Origin of the sequence: Pseudomonas sp. KCJK9016 (assembly GCF_046231795.1) — a bacterium.
Lineage (GTDB): Bacteria > Pseudomonadota > Gammaproteobacteria > Pseudomonadales > Pseudomonadaceae > Aquipseudomonas > Aquipseudomonas bananamidigenes.
Genome location: NZ_JBJJMM010000040.1, coordinates 22367 through 42515 on the forward strand (window position 1 = coordinate 22367; position 20149 = coordinate 42515).

Consider the following 20149-nt stretch of genomic DNA (forward strand, 5'->3'; position numbering starts at 1 on the left):
CGACACGATCAGAACAGTTTCATCTTCGGCGCTTCTTCTTTCAGCGGCTCGTTCTGCGCGGTCTGCGCATTCCAGCCGCCACCCAGGGCCTTGTACAGGTTGACCGCACTGGTCAGTTGCGCAAGGCGGTCGGTGATCAGGGCCTGTTGGGCGCTGAACAGCTGACGCTGGGCATCGAGGAAGGTCAGGTTGCTGTCGACGCCGATGCGATAGCGACGCTCGGCCAGACGGTAGTAGTCCTGGTTCGCCGCGACGAAATCACGCTGGGCCTGCAACTGCTCGGTGTAGGTCTGGCGGGCGGCCAGACCGTCGGCAACTTCCTGGAAGGCCGTTTGAATGGACTTCTCGTAGTTCGCCACGCCGATGTCCTTCTGGATCTTGGCGTAGTCGAGGCTGGCACGCAGGCTGCCGGCGTTGAAGATCGGCAGGTTGATCTGCGGCTGGAACAGCCACGTGCCCGAGCCACCCTTGAACAGACCGGACAGGTCCGGGCTCAGGCTGCCCGCATTGGCGGTCAGGCTGATGCTCGGGAAGAACGCGGCACGGGCCGCGCCGATGTTGGCGTTGGCCGCCTTCAGGTTGTATTCGGCCTGAAGGATGTCCGGACGGCGTTGCAGCAGATCCGACGGCAGACCGGCTGGAACGTCGCTGAGCAGGTCATCCGACAGCGGTCTGGCCGCTTGCAGGTTGGCCGGCACGCCGGTGCCCAGCAGCAGGGTCAGGCTGTTTTCGTCCTGGGCCACCTGGCGGGTGTAACGCGCCAGTTGGGCACGGGCGTTTTCCACCGAGGTACGCGACTGCGCCAGGTCCAGAGCCGAAGCTACACCCACTTCGTTGCTGCGACTGGTCAGCTTGTAGCTTTCCTCGAAGGCACCGAGGGTCTCCTGAGTCAGCTTCAGCAGCTCCTTGTCGGCCTGCCAGGTCAGGTAGGCGTTGGCCACACTGGCCACCAGGCTGATCTGGGTGCTGCGGCGCGCTTCTTCGGTGGCGAAGTATTGTTGCAGCGCTTGCTCGCTCAGGCTGCGAACCCGACCGAACAGGTCGAGTTCGTAGGCGCTGATGCCGACGGTGGCGGTGTAGGAGCTGTTGATGGTCGCTTCACCGGTCTGCGATGCACGGGCCGGTACCCGCTGACGGCTGCCGCTGGCATTGGCGGAAACCGCCGGGAACAGATCGGCACGCTGGATGCGGTACTGAGCGGCATAGGCGTCGATGTTCAGCGCCGCGACCCGCAGGTCGCGGTTGTTTTCCAGGGCAACCTGGATCAGCTGTTGCAGGGCAGGGTCATGGAAAAACTGCTTCCAGCCCTGCTCGGCAGCGGCCTGCGCCGGTGCCTGGGCCGACGAATACGCCGGACCCTGCGGGAATTGCGCGGCCACCGGTGCTTCAGGCCGCTGATAATCCGGTATCAGCGAGCAGCCGCTCAGCACGAAGGCGGCGATTGCGATGGAGAGTAGCGACTTGCTCATTGGCCAGCCTCTTTAGGAGTTTCGATGGTGTCATCCTCGCCGGCAATTTTGCGCTGGCCCATGGACGACACAGTGACGAAGAACAGTGGGACCCAGAAAATCGCCAGGATCGTGGCCGTGAGCATACCGCCAATCACGCCCGTACCGATCGCGTGCTGACTGCCCGAACCGGCACCGGTGGAGATAGCCAACGGTACTACACCGAGAATGAAAGCCAGCGAGGTCATGATGATCGGTCGCAGACGCATGCGGCAGGCTTCGATCGCCGCATCACGCAGACTGCGCCCATGCTCGTGCAGTTCCTTGGCGAATTCGACGATCAGAATGGCGTTTTTAGCCGCCAGACCGATGGTCGTCAACAGGCCCACCTGGAAGTACACGTCGTTCGACAGACCGCGCAGGCTGGTAGCCATCAATGCACCGATGATCCCCAGTGGTACCACGAGCATGACCGCGATCGGAATCGACCAGCTTTCATACAGCGCTGCCAGACACAGGAACACCATCAGCAGCGACAAAGCGTACAGCGCTGGCGCTTGCGAGCCGGACAGACGTTCCTCGTAGGACAGACCGGTCCAGGAAATACCCACACCCGGCGGCAGTTTCTTGGCAATGGCTTCGACTTCGGCCATCGCTTCACCGGTGGAGTAACCCGGCGCCGGAGAACCGAGGATCTCCATCGCTTCTACACCGTTGTAGCGCGCCAGTTTCGGCGAACCGTAGATCCACTCGCCCTTGGCGAACGCGGAGAACGGAACCATGGTGCCGGCGCTGTTGCGCACGTACCACTTCTTGAGGTCTTCAGGGCTCATGCGCGCACCGGCCTGACCTTGCACGTACACCTTCTTCACCCGACCGCGGTCGATGAAGTCGTTGACGTAGCTACTGCCGAAGGAAATCGACAGGGTGCTGTTGATGTCGGACAGGCTCAAGCCCAGGGCGCGGGCCTTCTCGTCATCGATTTCCAGGTGGTATTGCGGCTCGTCGTTCAGACCGTTCGGACGCACCTGGTAGAGCACCTTGCTCTGCGCGGCCATGCCGAGGAACTGGTTGCGCGCCTCCATCAGTTTTTCGTGACCGATACCGGCGCGGTCCTGCAGGAACACGTCGAAACCGGTGGCGTTACCCAGCTCCAGTACGGCCGGCGGAGCGAAGGCAAACACCATCGCGTCGCGGAAACTGAAGAAGTGCTGCTGGGCACGTTGCGCCAGGGCGAACACGCTGTTGCTCGCGTCACGCTCGTGCCACGGCTTGAGCATGATGAACGCCAGACCGGAGCTCTGGCCGCGACCGGCGAAGTTGAAGCCGTTCACGGTGAACACCGAGGCAACCGCACCGGCCTCTTTGTCCAGCAGGTAGGAGCGCATATTGTCGATCACCACCTGGGTGCGCTCGGCACTGGAGCCGGCCGGGGTCTGCACCTGGGCGAACAGTACACCCTGGTCTTCTTCCGGCAGGAACGCCGTCGGAATGCGGGTGAACAGCCAGATCATGCCGACCACGATCAGCAGGTAGGCCAGCAGATAAGGTGCCTTGCGCTGCAGAATGTTGCCGACACCCCGCTCGTAGCTGCGTACGCTGCGGTCGAAGTTGCGGTTGAACCAGCCGAAGAAACCGCGTTTCGGCGTGCCGTGCTCGCCTTTCGGAATTGCCTTGAGCATGGTGGCGCACAGCGCCGGGGTGAAGATCAGCGCCACCATCACCGACAGGGCCATGGCCGAGACGATGGTGATCGAGAACTGACGGTAGATCACACCGGTGGAACCGCTGAAGAACGCCATCGGCAGCAGTACCGCCGACAGGACGAGGGCGATACCGACCAGTGCGCCCTGGATCTGGCCCATGGACTTCTTGGTCGCTTCCTTCGGTGACAGGCCTTCTTCGGCCATCACCCGCTCGACGTTTTCCACCACGACGATGGCGTCGTCCACCAGCAAGCCGATGGCCAATACCATACCGAACATGGTCAGGGTGTTGATGCTGAAACCGGCGGCAGCGAGGATGCCGAACGTGCCGAGCAATACCACCGGCACGGTCATCGTGGTGATGACGGTGGCGCGGAAGTTCTGCAGGAACAGGAACATCACCAGGAACACCAGTACGATCGCCTCGACCAGGGTTTCGACCACACCCTTGATCGACTCGGTCACCACCGGGGTGGTGTCGTACGGGAACACCACTTCCATGCCTTGCGGGAAGAACGGCTTGAGGTCGTCAATCGTCTTGCGCAGGGCCTTGGCGGTGTCGAGAGCGTTGGCGCCGTTGGCCAGTTTCACCGCCAGACCGGAGGCCGGCTTGCCGTTGAACTGCGCCGAGATACTGGAGTTCTCACCGCCCAGACCGACGTCGGCGACATCGCCGATACGCACTTGCGAGCCATCCTGGTTGACCTTCAGCAGAATTGCCTTGAACTGCTCGGCCGTCTGCAGACGGGTCTTGCCGATGATCGTGGCGTTCAGTTGCTGGCCAGGCAGTGCAGGCAGACCGCCGAGCTGACCGGAAGACACCTGGACGTTCTGCGCCGAGATCGCTGCGCTGACATCGGCCGGGGTCAGGTTGTACTTGTTCAGCTTGGCCGGATCGAGCCAGATACGCATCGCGTACTGGGCACCGAAGACCTGGAAGTCACCGACACCAGCGGTCCGGGAGATCGGGTCCTGCATGTTCGACACGATGTAGTTGGACAGGTCGTCCTTGCTCATGCTGCCGTCACGCGATACCACGCCGATCACCAGCAGGAAGTTCTTCACTGCCTTGGTCACACGGATACCCTGTTGCTGCACTTCCTGCGGCAACAGCGGGGTGGCCAGGTTCAGCTTGTTCTGGACCTGGACCTGCGCGGTGTCGGAGTTGGTGCCTTGCTCGAAGGTCGCGGTGATGGTCATGCTGCCGTCGGAGTTACTTTCCGACGACACATAACGCAGGTTGTCGATACCGTTGAGCTGCTGCTCGATGACCTGCACCACGGTGTCCTGGACCGTCTGTGCCGAAGCACCCGGATAGGTCACGGAAATCGCAATGGCCGGTGGCGCAATGCTCGGGTACTGGTTGATCGGCAACTTGAGGATCGATAGAGCCCCGACCAGCATGATCACCAGGGCAATTACCCAGGCGAAAATCGGACGGTCGATAAAAAATTTCGACATGAGTTACTCCCCTTTGCCGCCGTAGGCCTTGTCAGCTGCCTTGGCGGGTGCCGGGTTCTTGGCGACGTTGGTCGCTTCGGTCGGATTGACCTGGACACCCGGACGCACGAACTGCAGTCCTTCGGTGATCAGGCGATCGCCAGCTTTCAGGCCGTCTTCGATCAGCCACTGGCTGCCGACGGTGCGGCTGGCCTTGAGCTGACGCAGTTCGACCTTGTTGTCCGCACCCACCACCAATGCGGTCGGGGTGCCCTTGAGATCACGGGTCACGCCTTGTTGCGGTGCCAGAATGGCAGCGGCGTTGACACCGGCCTGCAACTGGGCGCGCACGAACATGCCAGGCAGCAGGGTGTGATCCGGGTTCGGGAACACGGCCCGCAGGGTCACGGAACCGGTGGTCGGGTCGACCGACACTTCGGAGAATTCCAGCTTACCGTCGAGCTTGTACTGGCTGCCGTCTTCGAGGGTCAGCTTGACCGCGGCGGCGTTGTCACCGGCCTTCTGCAGACGCCCGCTTTCCAGCTCGCGGCGCAGCTCCAGCAGTTCGACCGAGGACTGCGTCACGTCGACGTAGATCGGGTCCAGTTGCTGGATGGTCGCCATCGCATCTGCCTGACCGTTGCTGACCAGCGCACCTTCGGTGACCGAAGAACGGCCGATACGACCGGAGATCGGCGCGTAGACCTTGGTGTAACGCACGTTGATCTGCGCGCTCTGCAGCGAAGCTTCCGATTGCAGGCGGTTGGACACGGCCGTGTCGTATTCCTGACGGCTCACGGCCTGCTCATCGACCAGTTGCTTGTAGCGGTCGGAGATCGATTTGGTCGAACGCAGGTTGGCTTCGGCGCTTTTCAGGGTCGCTTCATAGACCGATGGATCGATCTGATACAGCTGCTGGCCGGCTTTGACATCGCCGCCTTCCTTGAACAGACGCTTGAGAATGATGCCGTTGACCTGCGGGCGGACTTCAGCGATGCGGAACGCACTGGTGCGGCCCGGAAGTTCCGACGTCAGGGTAAAGGCTTGTGGTTGCAGGGTGACGACGCCGACCTGAGGAGGTGGTGCGGCGGGAGCCGCCTCTTCCTTTTTACATCCGCTGAGCAGCGATGCCAGGGCGACGGCAGTGACCAGAGCGGTAACAGCTGGCTTGAATTGCATGAAGATCCTCGGGTCAGGCGCGCGAAAAGCGCACAAGAAATGTGGAAGGGTAAAAAATGGGTGCCGGGTGGATAAGTAGCTTGCTAAGGAATATACTTACGTTCATGGTTGTTTGTAAACACCTTGGCTGCGTACCCAACCGGTTACAAAAGTCGTGGCAAGGTCTGAAATTGTAGGCCGGGGAAGTGATTCGCGAGAGATCCACCCCTTTTTATTCAGCGGATACTCAGTCATCCCTGAACCATTCTGTTTGAGGTTTTACTGCCATGGTTCGTCGTACCAAAGAGGAAGCTCAGGAAACGCGAAGCCAGATTCTGGAAGCCGCCGAGAAAGCTTTCTTCGAAAGGGGCGTGGCCCGCACGACGCTCTCCGACATTGCGAGCCTGGCCGGTGTGACCCGTGGTGCCATCTACTGGCACTTCAGCAACAAGGCGGATCTGTTGCAGGCGATGCTCGAGACGCTGCGTGAGCCGCTGGACGAGTTGGCCAAGGCCAGCGAAAGCGAGGACGAGCTGGATCCGCTGGGCTGCATGCGTCAGTTGCTGATTCATTTGTTTCAGCAGGTTGCGCTGGATCCGAAGACTCGGCGTATCAACGAAATTCTGTTTCATAAGTGCGAGTTCACCGATGAAATGTGCGACTTGCGCCAACAGCGCCGGACTGCCAGCCTCGATTGCAATGTGCGGATCGCGCTGACACTGAGTAACGCGGTCAATCGTGGGCAACTCCCGGCGGACCTCGACACCGCCCGTGCTGCCATCAGCATTCACGCCTTTATCGATGGCATCCTGTATCAGTGGCTGCTGGCCCCGGACAGCTTCGAGCTGTACGCCGAAGCCGAGCGCTGGGTCGATACAGGGCTGGATATGCTGCGCTGGAGTCCCGGCCTGCGCAAATGAAACAAAATGCAAAATCGGATCAGGTTGGATCAATCAAGCAGGCGAAAGAAGATCCCTGTTCGTTCGCCTTGCTGCAACGGACTGCTTTTATATACCTCATCGAATCGAGTTGATACGTAGCGAACTACGTATTTTGTAGGGATTTTGTTTTATGTTTGTGAGCAGATGTCAGCGCCCAACCTGATCAGCGCCCCATGAAAAAGCCCCGGCTCTGGCGAGTCGGGGCTTTTTGCGTTTCGGCGCAGTGGCTTACAGCGTTGGGTAGTCGATGTATCCGACCGGGCCCTTGCCGTAGAACAGTTCAGGGCGAGCATCGTTGAGAGGGGCATCGGCCTTCAAGCGGGCCGGCAGGTCCGGGTTGGCAATGAACGGGATGCCGAATGCCACCGCGTCGGCCTTGCCCTCAGCCAGCCAGGCATTGGCGCTGTCCTTGGTGAAGCGCTCGTTGGCAATGTACGCGCCGCCGAAGGCTTCTTTCAGCTGCGGGCCGAGGCTGTCTGCGCCTTCTTTCTCGCGGGAGCAGATGAAAGCGATGCCACGCTTGCCCAGTTCGCGGGCGACGTAAGTGAAGGTTTCGGCCAGGTTGTCGTCGCCCATGTCATGGGAGTCGGCGCGTGGTGCCAGGTGTACGCCGACACGGCCGGCGCCCCAGACTTCGATCGCCGCGTCAGTCACTTCCAGCAACAGGCGGGCACGGTTTTCCAGGGAGCCACCGTAGTGGTCGGTGCGCTGGTTGGTGCTGCTTTGCAGGAACTGGTCGAGCAGGTAACCGTTGGCGCCGTGGATTTCCACGCCGTCGAAACCGGCGGCCTTGGCGTTTTCCGCACCGACGCGGTAGGCGTCGACGATGTCGGCGATTTCAGCGGTTTCCAGCGCACGCGGGGTCGGGTAGTCGGCCAGTGGGCGAACTAGGCTGACGTGACCTTTCGGCTGGATGGCGCTTGGGGCGACCGGGGTTTCGCCGTTCAGGTACGACGGGTGGGAAATCCGCCCGACGTGCCACAGTTGCAGGACGATCTTGCCTCCGGCGGCGTGAACCGCCTTGGTCACGTTGGTCCAGCCACGCACCTGATCGTTGGACCAGATGCCCGGGGTGTCCGGGTAGCCGACGCCCATCGGGGTGACGGAAGTGGCTTCGCTGAGGATCAGCCCGGCGGAAGCACGCTGCACGTAATATTCGGCCATCAGCGCGTTCGGTACGCGGCCTTCGTCGGCGCGGCAGCGGGTCAGCGGCGCCATGATGATGCGGTTGGACAGCTCGAGATCGCCCAGCTTGATCGGATCGAAAATTGTTGCCATGAGATACAACCCTCGTGAAGTCAGTGAGTGAATCAGTTAGCGGTGGCCAGCTCGGGGTTACCGTTCTGGCGGAATGTGATCAGAGTCACCAGCAGGGCCAGGACCGCCAGCGCGGCAGCGGCGAGAGGCACGCTGGTCAGGCCGTAGCCGTGGGCGATGACGCTGCCGCCGACCCAGGCACCCAGAGCGTTGCCGACGTTGAAGGCGCCGATGTTCAGGGTCGACACCAGGTTCGGGGCGGCCTGGCCGTAGGTCACGACGTTGACCTGCAGGGCCGGCACGGCGGCGAAACACGCGGTGGCCCAGAGGAACAGGGTGATTTCGGTGGGGATCAGCGCGATGCTGGTCCAGGTCAGAACGGTGGAGGTCACGGCCATGGCGATGAACACGCCGATCAGCGTCGCCGCCAGACCTTTGTCGGCCAGTTTGCCGCCGATGATATTGCCGACGGTCAGGCCCAGGCCGATCAGCATCAGAGTCCAGGTCACGCCACGGGGCGAGACACCGGTGACATCACCCAACAGCGGTGCGACGTAGGTGAAGAGGGTGAACACCGAGGCGGCGAACAGCGCAGTCATGCTCAGGGACAACCAGATCCCGGCGCCCTTGAGCGCGGCCAGTTCGGCGCGCATGTCGAGTTTTTCCTCGTCACGCTTGGCCGGCAAAAAGCGGATCAGGCCGAGCAGCGCGATCACGCCGATCACGGTCACTGCCCAGAAGGTCGAACGCCAGCCGGCTTCCTGGCCGAGGGCGGTGCCCAGCGGTACGCCCAGCACGTTGGCCAGGGTCAGGCCGGTGAACATCAGCGCCACGGCAGACGCGCGTTTGTTCGGCGCCACCAGGTTGGCGGCAACCACCGAGCCGATGCCGAAGAACGCGCCGTGACAGAGGGCGGTGATCACTCGGGCAAACATCAGTACGTTGTAGTCAGTGGCGATGGCGCAGAGCAGGTTGCCGATAATGAAAATGCCCATCAACGCGACCAGTGCAGCCTTGCGCGGCAATCGCGCAGTGGCCATCGCCATGAATGGTGCACCGATCGCCACGCCCAAGGCATAACCGGTCACCAGCCAGCCGGCACCGGGGATCGACACACCGAGATCGGTCGCCACATTGGGCAGCAGGCCCATGATGACGAACTCGGTGGTGCCGATGGCGAAGGCGCTCAAGGCGAGTATCAATAGTGAGAGGGGCATCGTTTGTTCCTTTTGGCTGGCTGACGTTAAGGGTCAGAGCTCTTTGCTGAGGGTGCTGAGGAACGCCTGGATCACGTCCTCGTTGCGTTTGAAAAAGTGCCACTGGCCGGCTTTCTGACTGCTGATCAGCCCGGCCCGTTGCAGGGTGGCCAGGTGGGCGGAAACGGTCGATTGCGACAGACCGCAGCGTTGGTCGATCTGCCCGGCACAGATGCCGTACTCGTGGTTGTGGATCTGTTCCGGAAACTCGGCTTTCGGGTCTTTCAGCCAGTTGAGGATGTCTCGCCGTACTGGGTGTGCCAGGGCTTTTATTATTTCGTCGAGGTCAATGTTCATGGCTGGTTGCTCGTGATGTATGTAGCGTTATATCGCGATGAGGCGAACTTTAAATCGGTATTTCGCGATATACCAATATGAATTCGATCTGACGACCGCGTAAATCGGTATATCGGGTTATAACGATATGTAAGGTGTAAACAAACGTGGGCGCGGTGCTAAGCTGCGCCCATGAACTATCTCGCACATTTGCACCTTGGTGGCCAGCGTCCCGGTCAATTGCTCGGCAGTCTGTATGGCGATTTCGTCAAAGGGCGGCTGCAAGGCCAGTTTGACCCGGAGATCGAAGCGGCGATTGCCCTGCATCGTCAGATCGATGTTTTCACTGACCGTCATCCGTTGGTGGACGCTTCACTGGCGCGGTTCACCTCGACCCGCCGCCGCTACGCCGGCATCGTCCTCGATGTGTTCTTCGACCATTGCCTGGCCCGGGACTGGGCGCTGTACGCCGACCGGCCGCTGGGGCAGTTCACCACCGATGTTTACCGCGTGCTGTCCAGCGAGCGGCAATTGCCCGAGCGCCTGGCGAAGATCGCGCCGCACATGGTGGCCAATGACTGGTTGGGTTCGTATCAGGAGTTCGAAGTGCTGGAGCAGGTGCTGCGCGGAATTTCCCGGCGACTGAGCAAACCTGAAGAACTGGCGGGGGCGATGCAGGAATTGCGGCGGTTGTATGAACCGCTCAGTGATGATTTTCGCTTGTTCTACCCACAGCTGCAGGACTTCGCAGGCCGGCAGCTGTAGGCAGATGTGGTTGATCAGGCCGCAATCAATTCGCCTGCGCGGCGTGGTTCGGTCGGTTTGGCCACCTCGCCGAACAACGCTTTCTGCACCGCTTGCTGGGCTTCATATGCCAGCGCCGCGCGCTCCCGACCCTGACAGGCAATCGGCTTGAGCAGGTGAATGTCCACCTCGCCACAATCGTTGCTGAACAGGCGCATCAGGTGCGACAGCAGATCATCGTCACCAATGAACGGTGCCAGCGTATCGATCTCGCCATTGCGCAGATAACGGATCGCCACCGGTTGCAACATCACTTCGGAATCAATCGCCGCCGACAGCAGACGACCATGAAAGGTGCGCAGCGAACGACCGTCGGTGGTGGTGCCTTCCGGGAACATCAGCAGCGCATGATCGGTTTGCAGGTGACGGGTCATCTGTTTGCGGATCAACTGGCTGTCGCCCGAACCACGACGGATGAACAGGCTGCCGGCCTTCGCCGCCAGCCAACCGGCCACCGGCCAGGTACGTACTTCGGCCTTGGACAGAAACGACAGCGGCGTCAGCATGCCGAGCAATGGAATGTCAGTCCATGAAACGTGGTTGCTGACCCACAGCATCGGCTGCTTCGGCAGCTCACCGTGGACGGTCACGCGAAAGGGCAGGGCATTGCTCAGGCGCGCCATGAAAAACCGCGACCAACGCTGCCGGCGCTGCATCGAATGGGCCAGCCCCAGGCGTTCGAAAACCCCGAAGACACTGGCCATGCTCAAGCCCAGCGTCACCACCAGCAGCACCCGCGCGATTCGCGCGTACACTCGCAGCCGGCTCATCACACGGCCGCCTTGAAGTGCCTGGCATAGCGCGGGCAGAGCTCGTCGCGCTTGAGCAGGATGAACACGTCGGCGACCTGGAAATCTTCGTCCCAGCACGGCTCGCCACAGATCTTCGCCCCGAGGCGCATGTAGGCCTTGAGCAACGGCGGCATTTCGGCGATCACGTTGGAAGGAATATCCAGTGCGGGCAGCGGATTCTTCGGTTCGGCGCGCAAGTGTTCGGTGCACAGATAACGCTCGCGCAGACGCTGCATGATCGCGTGCGCCTGTACGCCACCGTCCTGCATCGGGATGCTCGCGCAACCCATCAGGTAGCTGTAGCCGCCCTGGTTCAGCACCTCGGCCAGTTCGCCCCAGAGCACGGCGATGGTGCCGCCGTTGCGGTAGGCCGGGTCGACACAGGTGCGACCGATTTCCAGGATCGGCCCCTGAAGACCGGCGAGGCCATGCAGGCTGAATTCTTCTTCGCTGTAGAACCGGCCCAGGCTGCTGGCGGCGGTGTGATCGAGCAAACGGGTGGTCGCCACCAGGCGGCCGGTGTTCAGGTCACGCACGCCGATGTGGCTGCAGTGAACATCATAGTCATCCATGTCCAGACCCAGTTCCGCGCCTTTCAGCTTGGCGTTGAACTCGCCGCTGAACACGTTGAAACGCAAGGCCTGGGCTTGCTGCAAGGCTTCGGCGCCGATCAGGCGTTCGGCTTGCAGGCGGCGTTCATTGCCGGTGTCGCTGATGCGGGCGATCTGAGTCATTTGAATCTCCGTACGGGCCTTTAACCCGTCGTGGGTTACAGCCGATCGACTTTCTTTATGCAGCTGTGTTGTGCAAAGTCAGGCTATGTAGCCCCGGTGTCATCGCCATGAATGTTTGGTGATGCTTATATGACAGCCCACAAGGAGCCTCTGATGACCTGGTCGAACCTGCTTGAATGTCGCGAACGCCTGCCCGCCGTTGCCGATCTGGCGGAGGGTTTCGCCACGCTGCTGCATCAGCTGGGCAGCGTCACGCCGTTCGAACTGGCGGTGGCGGGAGGGCGGCGGATGGCGACGCCGGGGCTGGCGTTTCTGGTGGGTTATCAGGCGGCGTTGCGCATGCTCTGGCCGAGCGCACCGCCGAGCCTGGGCGCCTTGTGTGCGACCGAACAGCGCAGCCTGCGTCCGGCGGACATGCAGACCCGCCTCACGGATCTGCGCCTCACCGGGCAAAAGGATTTCGTCACCGCCGGCGATGCGGCGGACTGGCTGCTGATCGCCGCGCGCAGTGAGCAACCCGGCGAATCACCGCGTCTGAGTCTGGCGGTGGTGTACCCCGGCGAGTCCGGCGTGCGTGTGGAAAAACTCCCGGCGCTGCCGTTGATGCCGGACATCAGCCATGGTCGTCTGCACCTCGACGACGCCCTGTGCGAGTTGCTCGCCGGAGACGGTTGGGACGCCTACGTCAAACCCTTCCGTACCCTTGAAGATGTCTATGTGCTGAGCGCCATGACTGCGTGGCTATATGGCGTCGGTCAGGACAGTGGCTGGCCGCAGCCGCTGCAATTGCGCTTGCTGGCGCTGTTGGCCGGTTGCGCGGAGGTCAGTCGCCAGCCGCCGAACAATCCGGCGGGGCATGTGTTGCTCGGCGGGTTGTTTGCGCAGTTCGACGGGCTCAAGCCGGAAGTCGAACAGGCGTTGCGCGACAGCCGTCCGGATTGGGCGGCGATGTGGCAGCGCGATCAGGCGTTGATGCAGTTGGCGGCGGGGGCTCGGGCCAAACGGCTGGCCAAGGCGTTGGCGGTGAATTGAATGACCCCTTCGCGAGCAGGCTCGCCCCCACATTCGAACGCATTCCAATTGGAGGAACTCGATCAAATGTGGGAGCGAGCCTGCTCGCGAAGGCGCCCTCAAAAACACCACACATCTGTCATGAACGCCGACTAGGCTTGGCAGGTTCATCCCCAGAGCCCTCACCATGTTCAAAGGCCTGTCCCTGTTTCTGCTGCTGATCAGCTTCACGGTCCAGGCCGAACAATGGCCGGGCGAGCAATGGCCGGTCGCTCCGAAAATCACCGGCCCGGCCGTCGAGGCACTGGAGGCTTACGCCTTTCCCGCCCGCGACGACAACACCCGCCAAGGCATCCGCACCGATGCCTTGCTGGTGGTCCGCGACGGCCAGGTCGTCTATGAACGCTATGGCGCCGCAACCACCGTCGACACTCCACACTTGACCTGGTCGATCAGCAAAAGCCTGATGGCCACGGTGCTGGGTGTGGCTTACGGCGAAGGTTTGTTCAAACTGGACGATCCCGTCGCGAAGTTTTACCCGGTGCTGGAAAAACACCCCGCGATCAAGATGGCCGATCTGCTGCACTGGGCCTCGGGCATCGACTGGCAGGAAGATTACGAATACGCCCCGCTGAAGTCCTCGGTGGTGGCGATGCTATACACCCGTGGCCACCGCGACATGGCCGCGTTCACCGCCGATCACGACAGCTACGCGCCGGCGGGCCAGGCCTTCCGCTATTCCAGCGGCGATAGCAATCTGTTGGCGGCGGCGCTGAAAACCATGGTCGGTCCGCAGCGTTATCCGGACTATCCATGGACAGCGCTTTTCGATCCATTGGGCATCCGCCATGCCACTTGGGAAACCGATGCCACGGGCACCTTCGTCGCGTCTTCCTATGCCTACCTGACGGCCCGGGATCTGGCGCGGATCGGCCTGCTGATGGCCCGGAACGGGCGGTGGAACGACCGGCAGTTGCTGCCCGAAGAATGGGTGGCGTTCAACCGCCAGCCCTTCATCGGCTACAAGGCTGATCAGGACGAAGCCGTAGCCGGCGGCCAGTGGTGGCTCAATCGTCCGGCGGACGGCGCCCCCTCGCCATGGCCCGATGCACCGCCCGACACCTTCGCAGCCCTCGGTCACTGGGGCCAGGCGCTGTACGTGATCCCGAGCGAAAAACTGGTGATCGTGCGCTACGGCGATGACCGCGACGGCAGCTATGGCCATAACGAATTGCTCAAACGTGTGCTCGGGGCGGTGCGGCCATGAAACTGTTCAGACGCATTCTTTTGGTGCTGACAGTCGTGCTGCTGGGTTGGGGCTGGCATGAGCGGGAAAACCTGTGGGCCTTTCCCGACATCATCAGCGCGTACACCGCCAAGGAATATTGTTCGTGCCGGTACGTGATGCACAACGACGCCGGATATTGCCGGGGCTACGTCAAGCAGTGGTTACCCGCTGAGCTGACCGACGACGCTGCACAAAAACTCGTCAGCGCCAGTGGCATGGGCCGTAGCAACAGTGCCCAATGGCAGGGCGAGCGCCAGGGCTGTCGTCTCAATCCCTGATCATCAAAATGAACTGCCGGTTTGCAACCCGGCTTCAGGCAGTTAAGGTTCGTGCAGGTAAATCGGCCCCCACGAGTCTTCAATGTTCAACCGTTCTCTGTGCAACGCCTTCGCCGGCCTGCTGCTGGGCGCCGCTGCGCTGCCGGCCCAGGCCAACTGGTATCTGGACGGCGAGTCGTCGCGGCTGTCGTTCGTCAGCACGAAAAACGCCAACGTATCCGAAGTGCAGCGCTTTCTGGTGCTGCACGGCAAGGTCGATCCCGATGGCCGCGCCGAAGTCGAGGTCGAACTGGATTCGATCAACAGCGGCATTCCGCTGCGTGACGAGCGCATGCGCAAGGAGTTGTTCCAGATCGAGCAATTCCCCGAAGCGACCATCAGCACACAGATCGACCTGCGCCCGATCAACGATCTGGCTCCAGGTGCGCAACTTGAATTGCGCCTGCCGCTGACCGTCAATCTGCATGGCAAACAGCGCGAATATCCCGCCGAATTGCTTGCCACCCGCCTCGATGACCGACGTTTTCAAGTGGTGACCCTGGAACCGCTGGTGATCAGCGCCGAGGACTTCGATCTGCTGCCGGGGCTGGAAAGCCTGCGCAAAATGGCCGGCCTGTCGGCCATCAGTCTGTCGGTGCCGGTGGGTGCGGTGCTGATCTTTGCGGCACGCTGACATGCGCGGCGCAGTGTTCCCGTGGCGTGACGGCAATCGCTTTGAACTGTTGATCGACGGCCCGCAATTCTTCCCGCGCATGCTTGAAGAAATCGCGGCGGCCCGGGAGCAGATCGAGCTGGAGCTGTATCTGGTGGAGGCCGGCGCCTGTGCCGAAACCGTAGTCCAGGCGCTGGTGCTGGCGGCCGAGCGCGGGGTGCGAGTGCGGTGCCTGTTCGATGATTACGGCAGTCTCGCCTTCACCCTGACTTTGCGCCAGCGCCTGACCCACGCCGGCGTCGAGCTGCGTTTTTACAATCGCCTGAGCTGGCGGCGCTGGGTCGGCAATTTCTACCGCGATCATCGCAAGCTGTTGCTGGTCGACCAGCGGCTGGCGGTGGTGGGCGGCACCGGGCTCACCGACGAATTCTGGAAGCCGGGCCATGACAGCAGTGAATGGCATGAAGTGATGGTGCACATCTCTGGCCCGCTGGTGCTCGACTGGCAATTGCTGTTCGACCGCCAGTGGATCGCCAACCGCCATCGCCGGGCCTGGAAGCCCCACGCGAATTTTGGTCTGCCTCGACTGCCGCGAGTACCCGACACGGGTGAGGGTATGGGGCGCGTGGCTTACGCCGACGCTCGCCAGCATCGCGATATTCTGCAATCGCTGTTCCGTGCCCTGAACAGCGGCCAACAGCGCATCTGGCTGGCCACGCCGTACTTCCTGCCGACCTGGAAAATCCGCCGCTCCCTGCGCAAGGCTGCCGCCCGTGGCCTTGACGTGCGTCTGCTGCTGACCGGGCCGCGCACTGATCACCCGTCGGTGCGTTATGCCGGCCATCGCTACTACCCGCGCCTGCTCAAGGCCGGGGTGAAAATCTTTGAATACCAGCCGTGTTTCCTGCACTTGAAAATGGTGTTGGTGGACGACTGGGTGAGCATCGGTTCGTGCAATTTCGATCACTGGAATCTGCGCTTCAACCTCGAGGCGAATCTGGAAGCGCTGGACCCGTCATTGACGGCAGAGGTGGTGGCGAGTTTCGAGACGGACTTCGGCCTGAGTCAGCAGGTAAGTCTTGAGGAATGGCAGCGCCGGCCATTGTGGCGGCGGGTGAAGCAGCGGATCTGGGGCTGGGTGGATCGGGTGGTGGTCAATATTCTGGATAGGCGCGGGTAGCACTCATCGCAAAAACAATATGGGAGCGAGCCTGCTCGCGAAAGCGGTGTACCAGTCAGTGTCGATGTGACTGATGAACCGCGTTCGCGAGCAGGCTCGCTCCCACAGTGGAGAATTGCCCGGGCGTTACAGCAATTCAAAGCTCTGCTGCGTCACATCCTGGGAATCCAGGCCGATCTGCACGTTGAACTTGCCCGGCTCGGCGGCATATTTGAGCTGGGCGTTGTAGAACTTCAGGTCATCCTCGGTGATGGTGAAGTGCACGACTTTCTGCTCGCCCGCCTTGAGCATGATTTTCTGGAAGTTCTTCAGCTCCTTGACCGGGCGGATCATCGAACCGGTAACGTCCTGAATGTACAACTGCACCACGGTTTCGCCATCACGCTTGCCGGTGTTTTTCACCGTGACACTGGCGTCGAGCTTGCCGGTGGCGTTCAGGGTGGTCGACGACAGCGCCATGTCGCTCAGGCTGAAATCGGTGTAGCTCAGGCCGTAACCGAACGGAAACAGCGGACCTGTGGTGTCATCGAAATACTGCGAAGTGTAGTTGCCCGGTTTGCCCGGCGTGAACGGCCGACCGATGCTCAGGTGGTTGTAGTAGGTCGGGATCTGGCCCACGGAACGCGGGAATGTCACCGGCAGTTTGCCCGACGGGTTGTAGTCGCCGAACAGCACGTCGGCGATGGCGTTGCCACCCTCGGTGCCGCTGAACCAGGTTTCCAGGATCGCGTCAGCCTGTTCCTTCTCCTCAAGGATCGTCAGCGGACGACCGTTCATCAGCACCAGCACCAGCGGCTTGCCGGTGGCTTTCAGGGCGCGGATCAGCTCCCGCTGGTTCTCCGGAATGTTCAGGTCGGTGCGGCTCGACGATTCGTGGGACATGCCACGGGATTCGCCGACGGCGGCGACCACCACGTCGGCCTCTTTGGCGGCTTTCACCGCTTCGTCGATCAACACGTTCGCCGGACGCGGGTCATCGACCACTTCCGGGGCATCGAAGTTAAGGAAATTCAGGTAGTCGAGGATTTTCTTGTCTCTGGTGATGTTGGCACCACGGGCGTAGATCAGGTTCGACTTGTCGCCGATCACATTGCTCATGCCGTCGAACAGGGTCACCGATTGCGCCGGACGACCGGCGGCGGCCCAACTGCCCATCATGTCGATCGGCGCCTTGGCCAGCGGGCCGACCAGCGCGACCTTGGCGGTTTTCTTCAACGGCAGGGTTTCGTTCCGGTTCGTCAGCAACACCAGGCTGCGCCGGGCCACTTCACGGGCTTCGGCGCGGTGCAGGCGGCTGTCGGCGTAGGTGTCGGCCGGGTCGTCTTCAGCCTTGCCGATGCGCAGGTACGGGTCCTTGAACAGACCCATGTCGTACTTGGCGGCGAGGACTTCCCGCACGGCGTTGTCGATGTCTTTCTGTTCGATCTCGCCGGACTTGAGCAGCCCCGGCAGCTCTTTGCCGTACAGGGTGTCGTTCATGCTCATGTCGATGCCGGCCTTGATCGCCAGCTTCGCCGCTTCGCGACCGTCGGCGGCCACACCGTGCTTGATCAGTTCGAAGATCGCGCCGTGGTCGCTGACCGCCAGGCCCTTGAAGCCCCACTCCTTGCGCAGCAGGTCGTTCATCAGCCAGGTGTTGGCGGTGGCCGGGATGCCGTTGACCGAGTTCAGCGCGACCATCACGCCACCGGCGCCGGCATCGATCGCGGCGCGGTACGGCGGCAGGTAGTCCTGGTACATCTTCACCGGGCTCATGTCCACGGTGTTGTAGTCGCGACCACCCTCGACCGCGCCGTACAGGGCGAAATGCTTGACGCTGGCCATGATGCTGTCGGCCGCGCTCGGCGTGTCGCCCTGATAGGCCTTGACCATGACTCTGGCGATGCGCGAAGTCAGGTAGGTGTCTTCACCGAAACCTTCGGAACTGCGGCCCCAGCGCGGGTCGCGGGAGACGTCGACCATCGGCGCGAAGGTGATGTCGAGGCTGTCGGCGGCGGCCTCTTTGGCGGCGATACGCCCGGACTGGCCGATGGCATCCATGTCCCAGCTCGACGCCAGGGCCAGGGGAATCGGGAAAATCGTACGGTGACCGTGGATCACGTCGTACGCGAAAAACATCGGAATCTTCAGGCGACTGCGCATCGCAGCGTCCTGCATCGGACGGTTTTCCGGGCGGGTGATCGAGTTGAACGTGCCGCCGATGTTGCCTGCAGCGATCTCTTTACGGATCAGCTCGCGGGGCATTTCCGGGCCGATGCTGATCAGGCGCAACTGGCCGATCTTCTCGTCGAGGGTCATTTGTTTCATCAGGTTGCTGATGAACGCGTCCTTGTTTTCCAGAGGTACCGGGGTCGTGGCGGCCAGTACTTGATGACTGGCCAGACTGACGAACAGGCCCAGCAAACACAGCTTCTTCATGAATAGTTTTCTCAAGGGCCTAAACGGCGTTACAACACCGGCCAGCCAAAATTTAGGGAGCGACTATTGTTGTTCGGGTGCTGATTCAAAAAACGACAGCCGAATAGACGGCGCCAATGTCGGCGACGTGATCGCGCAGGGCCTCTTTTTAGCCCATCGGCCCGCTGCAATCCAGTGGCGCGGCTGATTATGCCCCAAGAGCCGGCCCGGAAGGTCTGGCGCGCGATCGTTCATGACATGTGCAAGGGAGCTTCGAAACGATGAATGTCAGTCCTGTCTACCGCTCGCGCTTGCAGGTCGCCACCTTGCTGGTGCTGGCCATGCTGTTGACCGCTTGCGGCATCAACAACATTCCCACCCTCGACGAACAGGCCAAGGCCGCCTGGGGCCAGGTGCAGAACCAGTACCAGCGCCGCGCCGACTTGATCCCCAATCTGGTGGAAACCGTGAAGGGGTATGCGAAACATGAAGAGACCACCCTGACGGCGGTGGTCGAGGCCCGGGCCAAGGCAACGTCGATCCAGGTCGATGCCAGCACCCTGGACAACCCGGAAAAGCTCAAGCAGTTCCAGCAGGCCCAGGATCAACTGACCGGTGCCTTGAGCCGGTTGATGGTGGTGTCCGAGCGCTATCCGGATCTGAAGGCCGACCAGAACTTCCTCGCCTTGCAATCGCAACTTGAAGGCACGGAAAACCGTATCGCCGTGGCGCGCCGGGATTTCATTCTGGCGGTGCAGAAATACAACACCGAGATCCGCACCTTTCCCGGCCGCCTGTGGCACAGCGTGATGTACAGCGATCTGCCGATCCGCGAGACCTTCGAAGCCACCAGCCCCGGCGCGGACAAGGCCCCGGAAGTGAAGTTCTGAGCCGGGGATGCCCATGCGTGCTTTGAAGTGGGGCCTGGTGCTGATGCTGTGGCTGTTCGCCGTCAGTGCCCGGGCCGAGTTGACGTTTCCGACATTGACCGGACGGGTGGTGGACGATGCGCAGATGATCGAGCCGGCGGTGCGCGCGCAACTGAGCCAGCAACTGCAGGCCCACGAGCAGGCCACCGGCGAGCAACTGGTGGTCGTGACGTTACCGAATCTGCAAGGCGCCACTATCGAGGATTATGGCGTTGAGCTCGGTCGGCACTGGGGCATCGGGCAGAAGGACAAGAACAACGGCGCACTGCTGATCGTCGCCCGGGACGAGCGCAAGTTGCGCATCGAGGTCGGCTACGGGCTGGAGGACCGGCTGACCGATGCTCAGAGCTCGGTGATCATCCATCAGGTGATCACCCCGGCGTTCAAGGCCGGCAATTACAGCAAAGGCATCAGCGACGGCGTGGCGGCAATGCTGGTGGTGCTGGGCGGCAATCCGCTGGATGAACCGTCCACGGTGTACGAATCGTCCGGCGATCCTTCGGACGACTTTGTCTCGCGGCATCCGGGAATTTTCGTATTTCTGGTGATGTTGTTCATCCTGACTGTTTTTGTCTGCCAGATGCTCGGTATCCTTCCCGCCGG

19 protein-coding genes are annotated in these 20149 nt (G+C 61.7%); 10 read left to right on the forward strand and 9 right to left on the reverse strand.

Annotated features, from left to right (window positions below; translation table 11 throughout):
• Window positions 1-8: 8 nt before the first annotated feature.
• The 3 genes from emhC to emhA are packed head-to-tail and all read right to left on the reverse strand — an operon-like array spanning window position 9 to window position 5773.
• Window positions 9-1469, reverse strand: a complete 1461-nt coding sequence (gene emhC / locus ACK6BI_RS26215) for an efflux RND transporter outer membrane subunit EmhC (RefSeq protein WP_409319389.1) — start codon at window positions 1467-1469, stop codon at window positions 9-11.
• Complete coding sequence (gene emhB / locus ACK6BI_RS26220) at window positions 1466-4615, reverse strand: efflux RND transporter permease subunit EmhB (protein WP_409319390.1); 3150 nt, start codon at window positions 4613-4615, stop codon at window positions 1466-1468. Before emhB ends, emhC begins: the two co-directional genes overlap by 4 nt.
• 3 nt (window positions 4616-4618) lie before the next feature.
• Window positions 4619-5773, reverse strand: coding sequence for an efflux RND transporter periplasmic adaptor subunit EmhA (emhA, locus tag ACK6BI_RS26225; protein WP_409319391.1), 1155 nt, complete (start codon window positions 5771-5773; stop codon window positions 4619-4621).
• Between the two features lie 266 nt (window positions 5774-6039).
• Here emhA and emhR point away from each other — a divergent pair, with 266 nt between their 5' ends.
• The gene (emhR, locus tag ACK6BI_RS26230; protein WP_065257581.1) at window positions 6040-6672 is read left to right on the forward strand and encodes an efflux system transcriptional repressor EmhR; all 633 of its coding nucleotides are present in this window, start codon (window positions 6040-6042) and stop codon (window positions 6670-6672) included.
• Window positions 6673-6921: 249 nt separating this feature from the next.
• Here the strand turns inward: emhR and ACK6BI_RS26235 are convergent, their stop codons facing one another.
• The 3 genes from ACK6BI_RS26235 to ACK6BI_RS26245 are packed head-to-tail and all read right to left on the reverse strand — an operon-like array spanning window position 6922 to window position 9503.
• Window positions 6922-7971: an alkene reductase gene (locus ACK6BI_RS26235; RefSeq protein WP_409319392.1), complete on the reverse strand. Its 1050-nt coding sequence runs from the start codon at window positions 7969-7971 to the stop codon at window positions 6922-6924.
• 32 nt (window positions 7972-8003) lie between these two features.
• Entirely contained in the window at window positions 8004-9167 is a 1164-nt protein-coding gene (locus ACK6BI_RS26240; protein WP_260522511.1) for an MFS transporter, read from the reverse strand.
• Between the two features lie 33 nt (window positions 9168-9200).
• Window positions 9201-9503: a helix-turn-helix transcriptional regulator gene (locus ACK6BI_RS26245; RefSeq protein WP_065257584.1), complete on the reverse strand. Its 303-nt coding sequence runs from the start codon at window positions 9501-9503 to the stop codon at window positions 9201-9203.
• A 171-nt stretch (window positions 9504-9674) separates the two neighbouring features.
• On the opposite strand from ACK6BI_RS26245, the gene ACK6BI_RS26250 reads away from it, so the two are divergent.
• A complete protein-coding gene (locus ACK6BI_RS26250) occupies window positions 9675-10247 on the forward strand; it encodes an ACP phosphodiesterase (RefSeq protein WP_409319393.1) in 573 nt (190 codons plus the stop codon).
• 14 nt (window positions 10248-10261) lie between these two features.
• On the opposite strand, the gene ACK6BI_RS26255 is transcribed toward ACK6BI_RS26250, so the two are convergent.
• Both ACK6BI_RS26255 and olsB read right to left on the reverse strand, forming a co-directional pair.
• Complete coding sequence (locus ACK6BI_RS26255; RefSeq protein WP_409319395.1) at window positions 10262-11056, reverse strand: lysophospholipid acyltransferase family protein; 795 nt, start codon at window positions 11054-11056, stop codon at window positions 10262-10264.
• On the reverse strand, window positions 11056-11811 hold the full coding sequence (gene olsB / locus ACK6BI_RS26260) for an L-ornithine N(alpha)-acyltransferase (protein WP_065257587.1): 756 nt from the start codon (window positions 11809-11811) through the stop codon (window positions 11056-11058). The genes ACK6BI_RS26255 and olsB overlap by 1 nt, the downstream gene beginning before the upstream one ends.
• Before the next feature lie 153 nt (window positions 11812-11964).
• Between olsB and ACK6BI_RS26265 the strand changes: the two genes are divergently transcribed.
• From ACK6BI_RS26265 to ACK6BI_RS26285, 5 genes are all read left to right on the forward strand, one after another.
• Window positions 11965-12843, forward strand: coding sequence for an acyl-CoA dehydrogenase (locus ACK6BI_RS26265; protein ID WP_409319396.1), 879 nt, complete (start codon window positions 11965-11967; stop codon window positions 12841-12843).
• A 166-nt stretch (window positions 12844-13009) separates the two neighbouring features.
• Window positions 13010-14089: a serine hydrolase domain-containing protein gene (locus tag ACK6BI_RS26270; protein WP_409319398.1), complete on the forward strand. Its 1080-nt coding sequence runs from the start codon at window positions 13010-13012 to the stop codon at window positions 14087-14089.
• The gene (locus ACK6BI_RS26275; protein WP_409319399.1) at window positions 14086-14388 is read left to right on the forward strand and encodes an amidase; all 303 of its coding nucleotides are present in this window, start codon (window positions 14086-14088) and stop codon (window positions 14386-14388) included. Before ACK6BI_RS26270 ends, ACK6BI_RS26275 begins: the two co-directional genes overlap by 4 nt.
• 82 nt (window positions 14389-14470) lie before the next feature.
• Window positions 14471-15061: a YceI family protein gene (locus tag ACK6BI_RS26280; RefSeq protein WP_409319400.1), complete on the forward strand. Its 591-nt coding sequence runs from the start codon at window positions 14471-14473 to the stop codon at window positions 15059-15061.
• A 1-nt stretch (window position 15062) separates the two neighbouring features.
• Window positions 15063-16220 carry a phospholipase D-like domain-containing protein gene (locus ACK6BI_RS26285; RefSeq protein ID WP_409319401.1) on the forward strand — a complete coding sequence of 386 codons (1158 nt, stop codon included), beginning with the start codon at window positions 15063-15065 and terminating at the stop codon, window positions 16218-16220.
• A gap of 126 nt (window positions 16221-16346) precedes the next feature.
• Here ACK6BI_RS26285 and bglX read toward each other — a convergent pair whose 3' ends face one another.
• Window positions 16347-18638 (reverse strand): beta-glucosidase BglX, encoded by a 2292-nt coding sequence (gene bglX / locus ACK6BI_RS26290; RefSeq protein WP_409319402.1) that lies wholly within the window; start codon window positions 18636-18638, stop codon window positions 16347-16349.
• Between bglX and ACK6BI_RS26295 the strand changes: the two genes are divergently transcribed.
• From ACK6BI_RS26295 to ACK6BI_RS26305, 3 genes are all read left to right on the forward strand, one after another.
• On the forward strand, window positions 18637-18825 hold the full coding sequence (locus ACK6BI_RS26295; RefSeq protein ID WP_141676545.1) for a hypothetical protein: 189 nt from the start codon (window positions 18637-18639) through the stop codon (window positions 18823-18825). The two genes, bglX and ACK6BI_RS26295, sit on opposite strands and share 2 nt — an antisense overlap.
• A gap of 73 nt (window positions 18826-18898) precedes the next feature.
• On the forward strand, window positions 18899-19507 hold the full coding sequence (locus tag ACK6BI_RS26300; protein ID WP_409319403.1) for a LemA family protein: 609 nt from the start codon (window positions 18899-18901) through the stop codon (window positions 19505-19507).
• Between the two features lie 13 nt (window positions 19508-19520).
• Window positions 19521-20149: TPM domain-containing protein (locus tag ACK6BI_RS26305; RefSeq protein ID WP_409319404.1), on the forward strand; the 629-nt coding region annotated here is incomplete at its 3' end.

Bases quoted from the DNA above. Each gene is read 5' to 3' on its own strand.
- emhC (WP_409319389.1), bottom strand. From the start codon at position 1,469: ATGAGCAAGTCGCTACTCTCCATCGCAATCGCCGCCTTCGTGCTGAGC.
- emhB (WP_409319390.1), bottom strand. From the start codon at position 4,615: ATGTCGAAATTTTTTATCGACCGTCCGATTTTCGCCTGGGTAATTGCC.
- emhA (WP_409319391.1), bottom strand. From the start codon at position 5,773: ATGCAATTCAAGCCAGCTGTTACCGCTCTGGTCACTGCCGTCGCCCTG.
- emhR (WP_065257581.1), top strand. From the start codon at position 6,040: ATGGTTCGTCGTACCAAAGAGGAAGCTCAGGAAACGCGAAGCCAGATT.
- ACK6BI_RS26235 (WP_409319392.1), bottom strand. From the start codon at position 7,971: ATGGCAACAATTTTCGATCCGATCAAGCTGGGCGATCTCGAGCTGTCC.
- ACK6BI_RS26240 (WP_260522511.1), bottom strand. From the start codon at position 9,167: ATGCCCCTCTCACTATTGATACTCGCCTTGAGCGCCTTCGCCATCGGC.
- ACK6BI_RS26245 (WP_065257584.1), bottom strand. From the start codon at position 9,503: ATGAACATTGACCTCGACGAAATAATAAAAGCCCTGGCACACCCAGTA.
- ACK6BI_RS26250 (WP_409319393.1), top strand. From the start codon at position 9,675: ATGAACTATCTCGCACATTTGCACCTTGGTGGCCAGCGTCCCGGTCAA.
- ACK6BI_RS26255 (WP_409319395.1), bottom strand. From the start codon at position 11,056: ATGAGCCGGCTGCGAGTGTACGCGCGAATCGCGCGGGTGCTGCTGGTG.
- olsB (WP_065257587.1), bottom strand. From the start codon at position 11,811: ATGACTCAGATCGCCCGCATCAGCGACACCGGCAATGAACGCCGCCTG.
- ACK6BI_RS26265 (WP_409319396.1), top strand. From the start codon at position 11,965: ATGACCTGGTCGAACCTGCTTGAATGTCGCGAACGCCTGCCCGCCGTT.
- ACK6BI_RS26270 (WP_409319398.1), top strand. From the start codon at position 13,010: ATGTTCAAAGGCCTGTCCCTGTTTCTGCTGCTGATCAGCTTCACGGTC.
- ACK6BI_RS26275 (WP_409319399.1), top strand. From the start codon at position 14,086: ATGAAACTGTTCAGACGCATTCTTTTGGTGCTGACAGTCGTGCTGCTG.
- ACK6BI_RS26280 (WP_409319400.1), top strand. From the start codon at position 14,471: ATGTTCAACCGTTCTCTGTGCAACGCCTTCGCCGGCCTGCTGCTGGGC.
- ACK6BI_RS26285 (WP_409319401.1), top strand. From the start codon at position 15,063: ATGCGCGGCGCAGTGTTCCCGTGGCGTGACGGCAATCGCTTTGAACTG.
- ACK6BI_RS26295 (WP_141676545.1), top strand. From the start codon at position 18,637: ATGAATAGTTTTCTCAAGGGCCTAAACGGCGTTACAACACCGGCCAGC.
- bglX (WP_409319402.1), bottom strand. From the start codon at position 18,638: ATGAAGAAGCTGTGTTTGCTGGGCCTGTTCGTCAGTCTGGCCAGTCAT.
- ACK6BI_RS26300 (WP_409319403.1), top strand. From the start codon at position 18,899: ATGAATGTCAGTCCTGTCTACCGCTCGCGCTTGCAGGTCGCCACCTTG.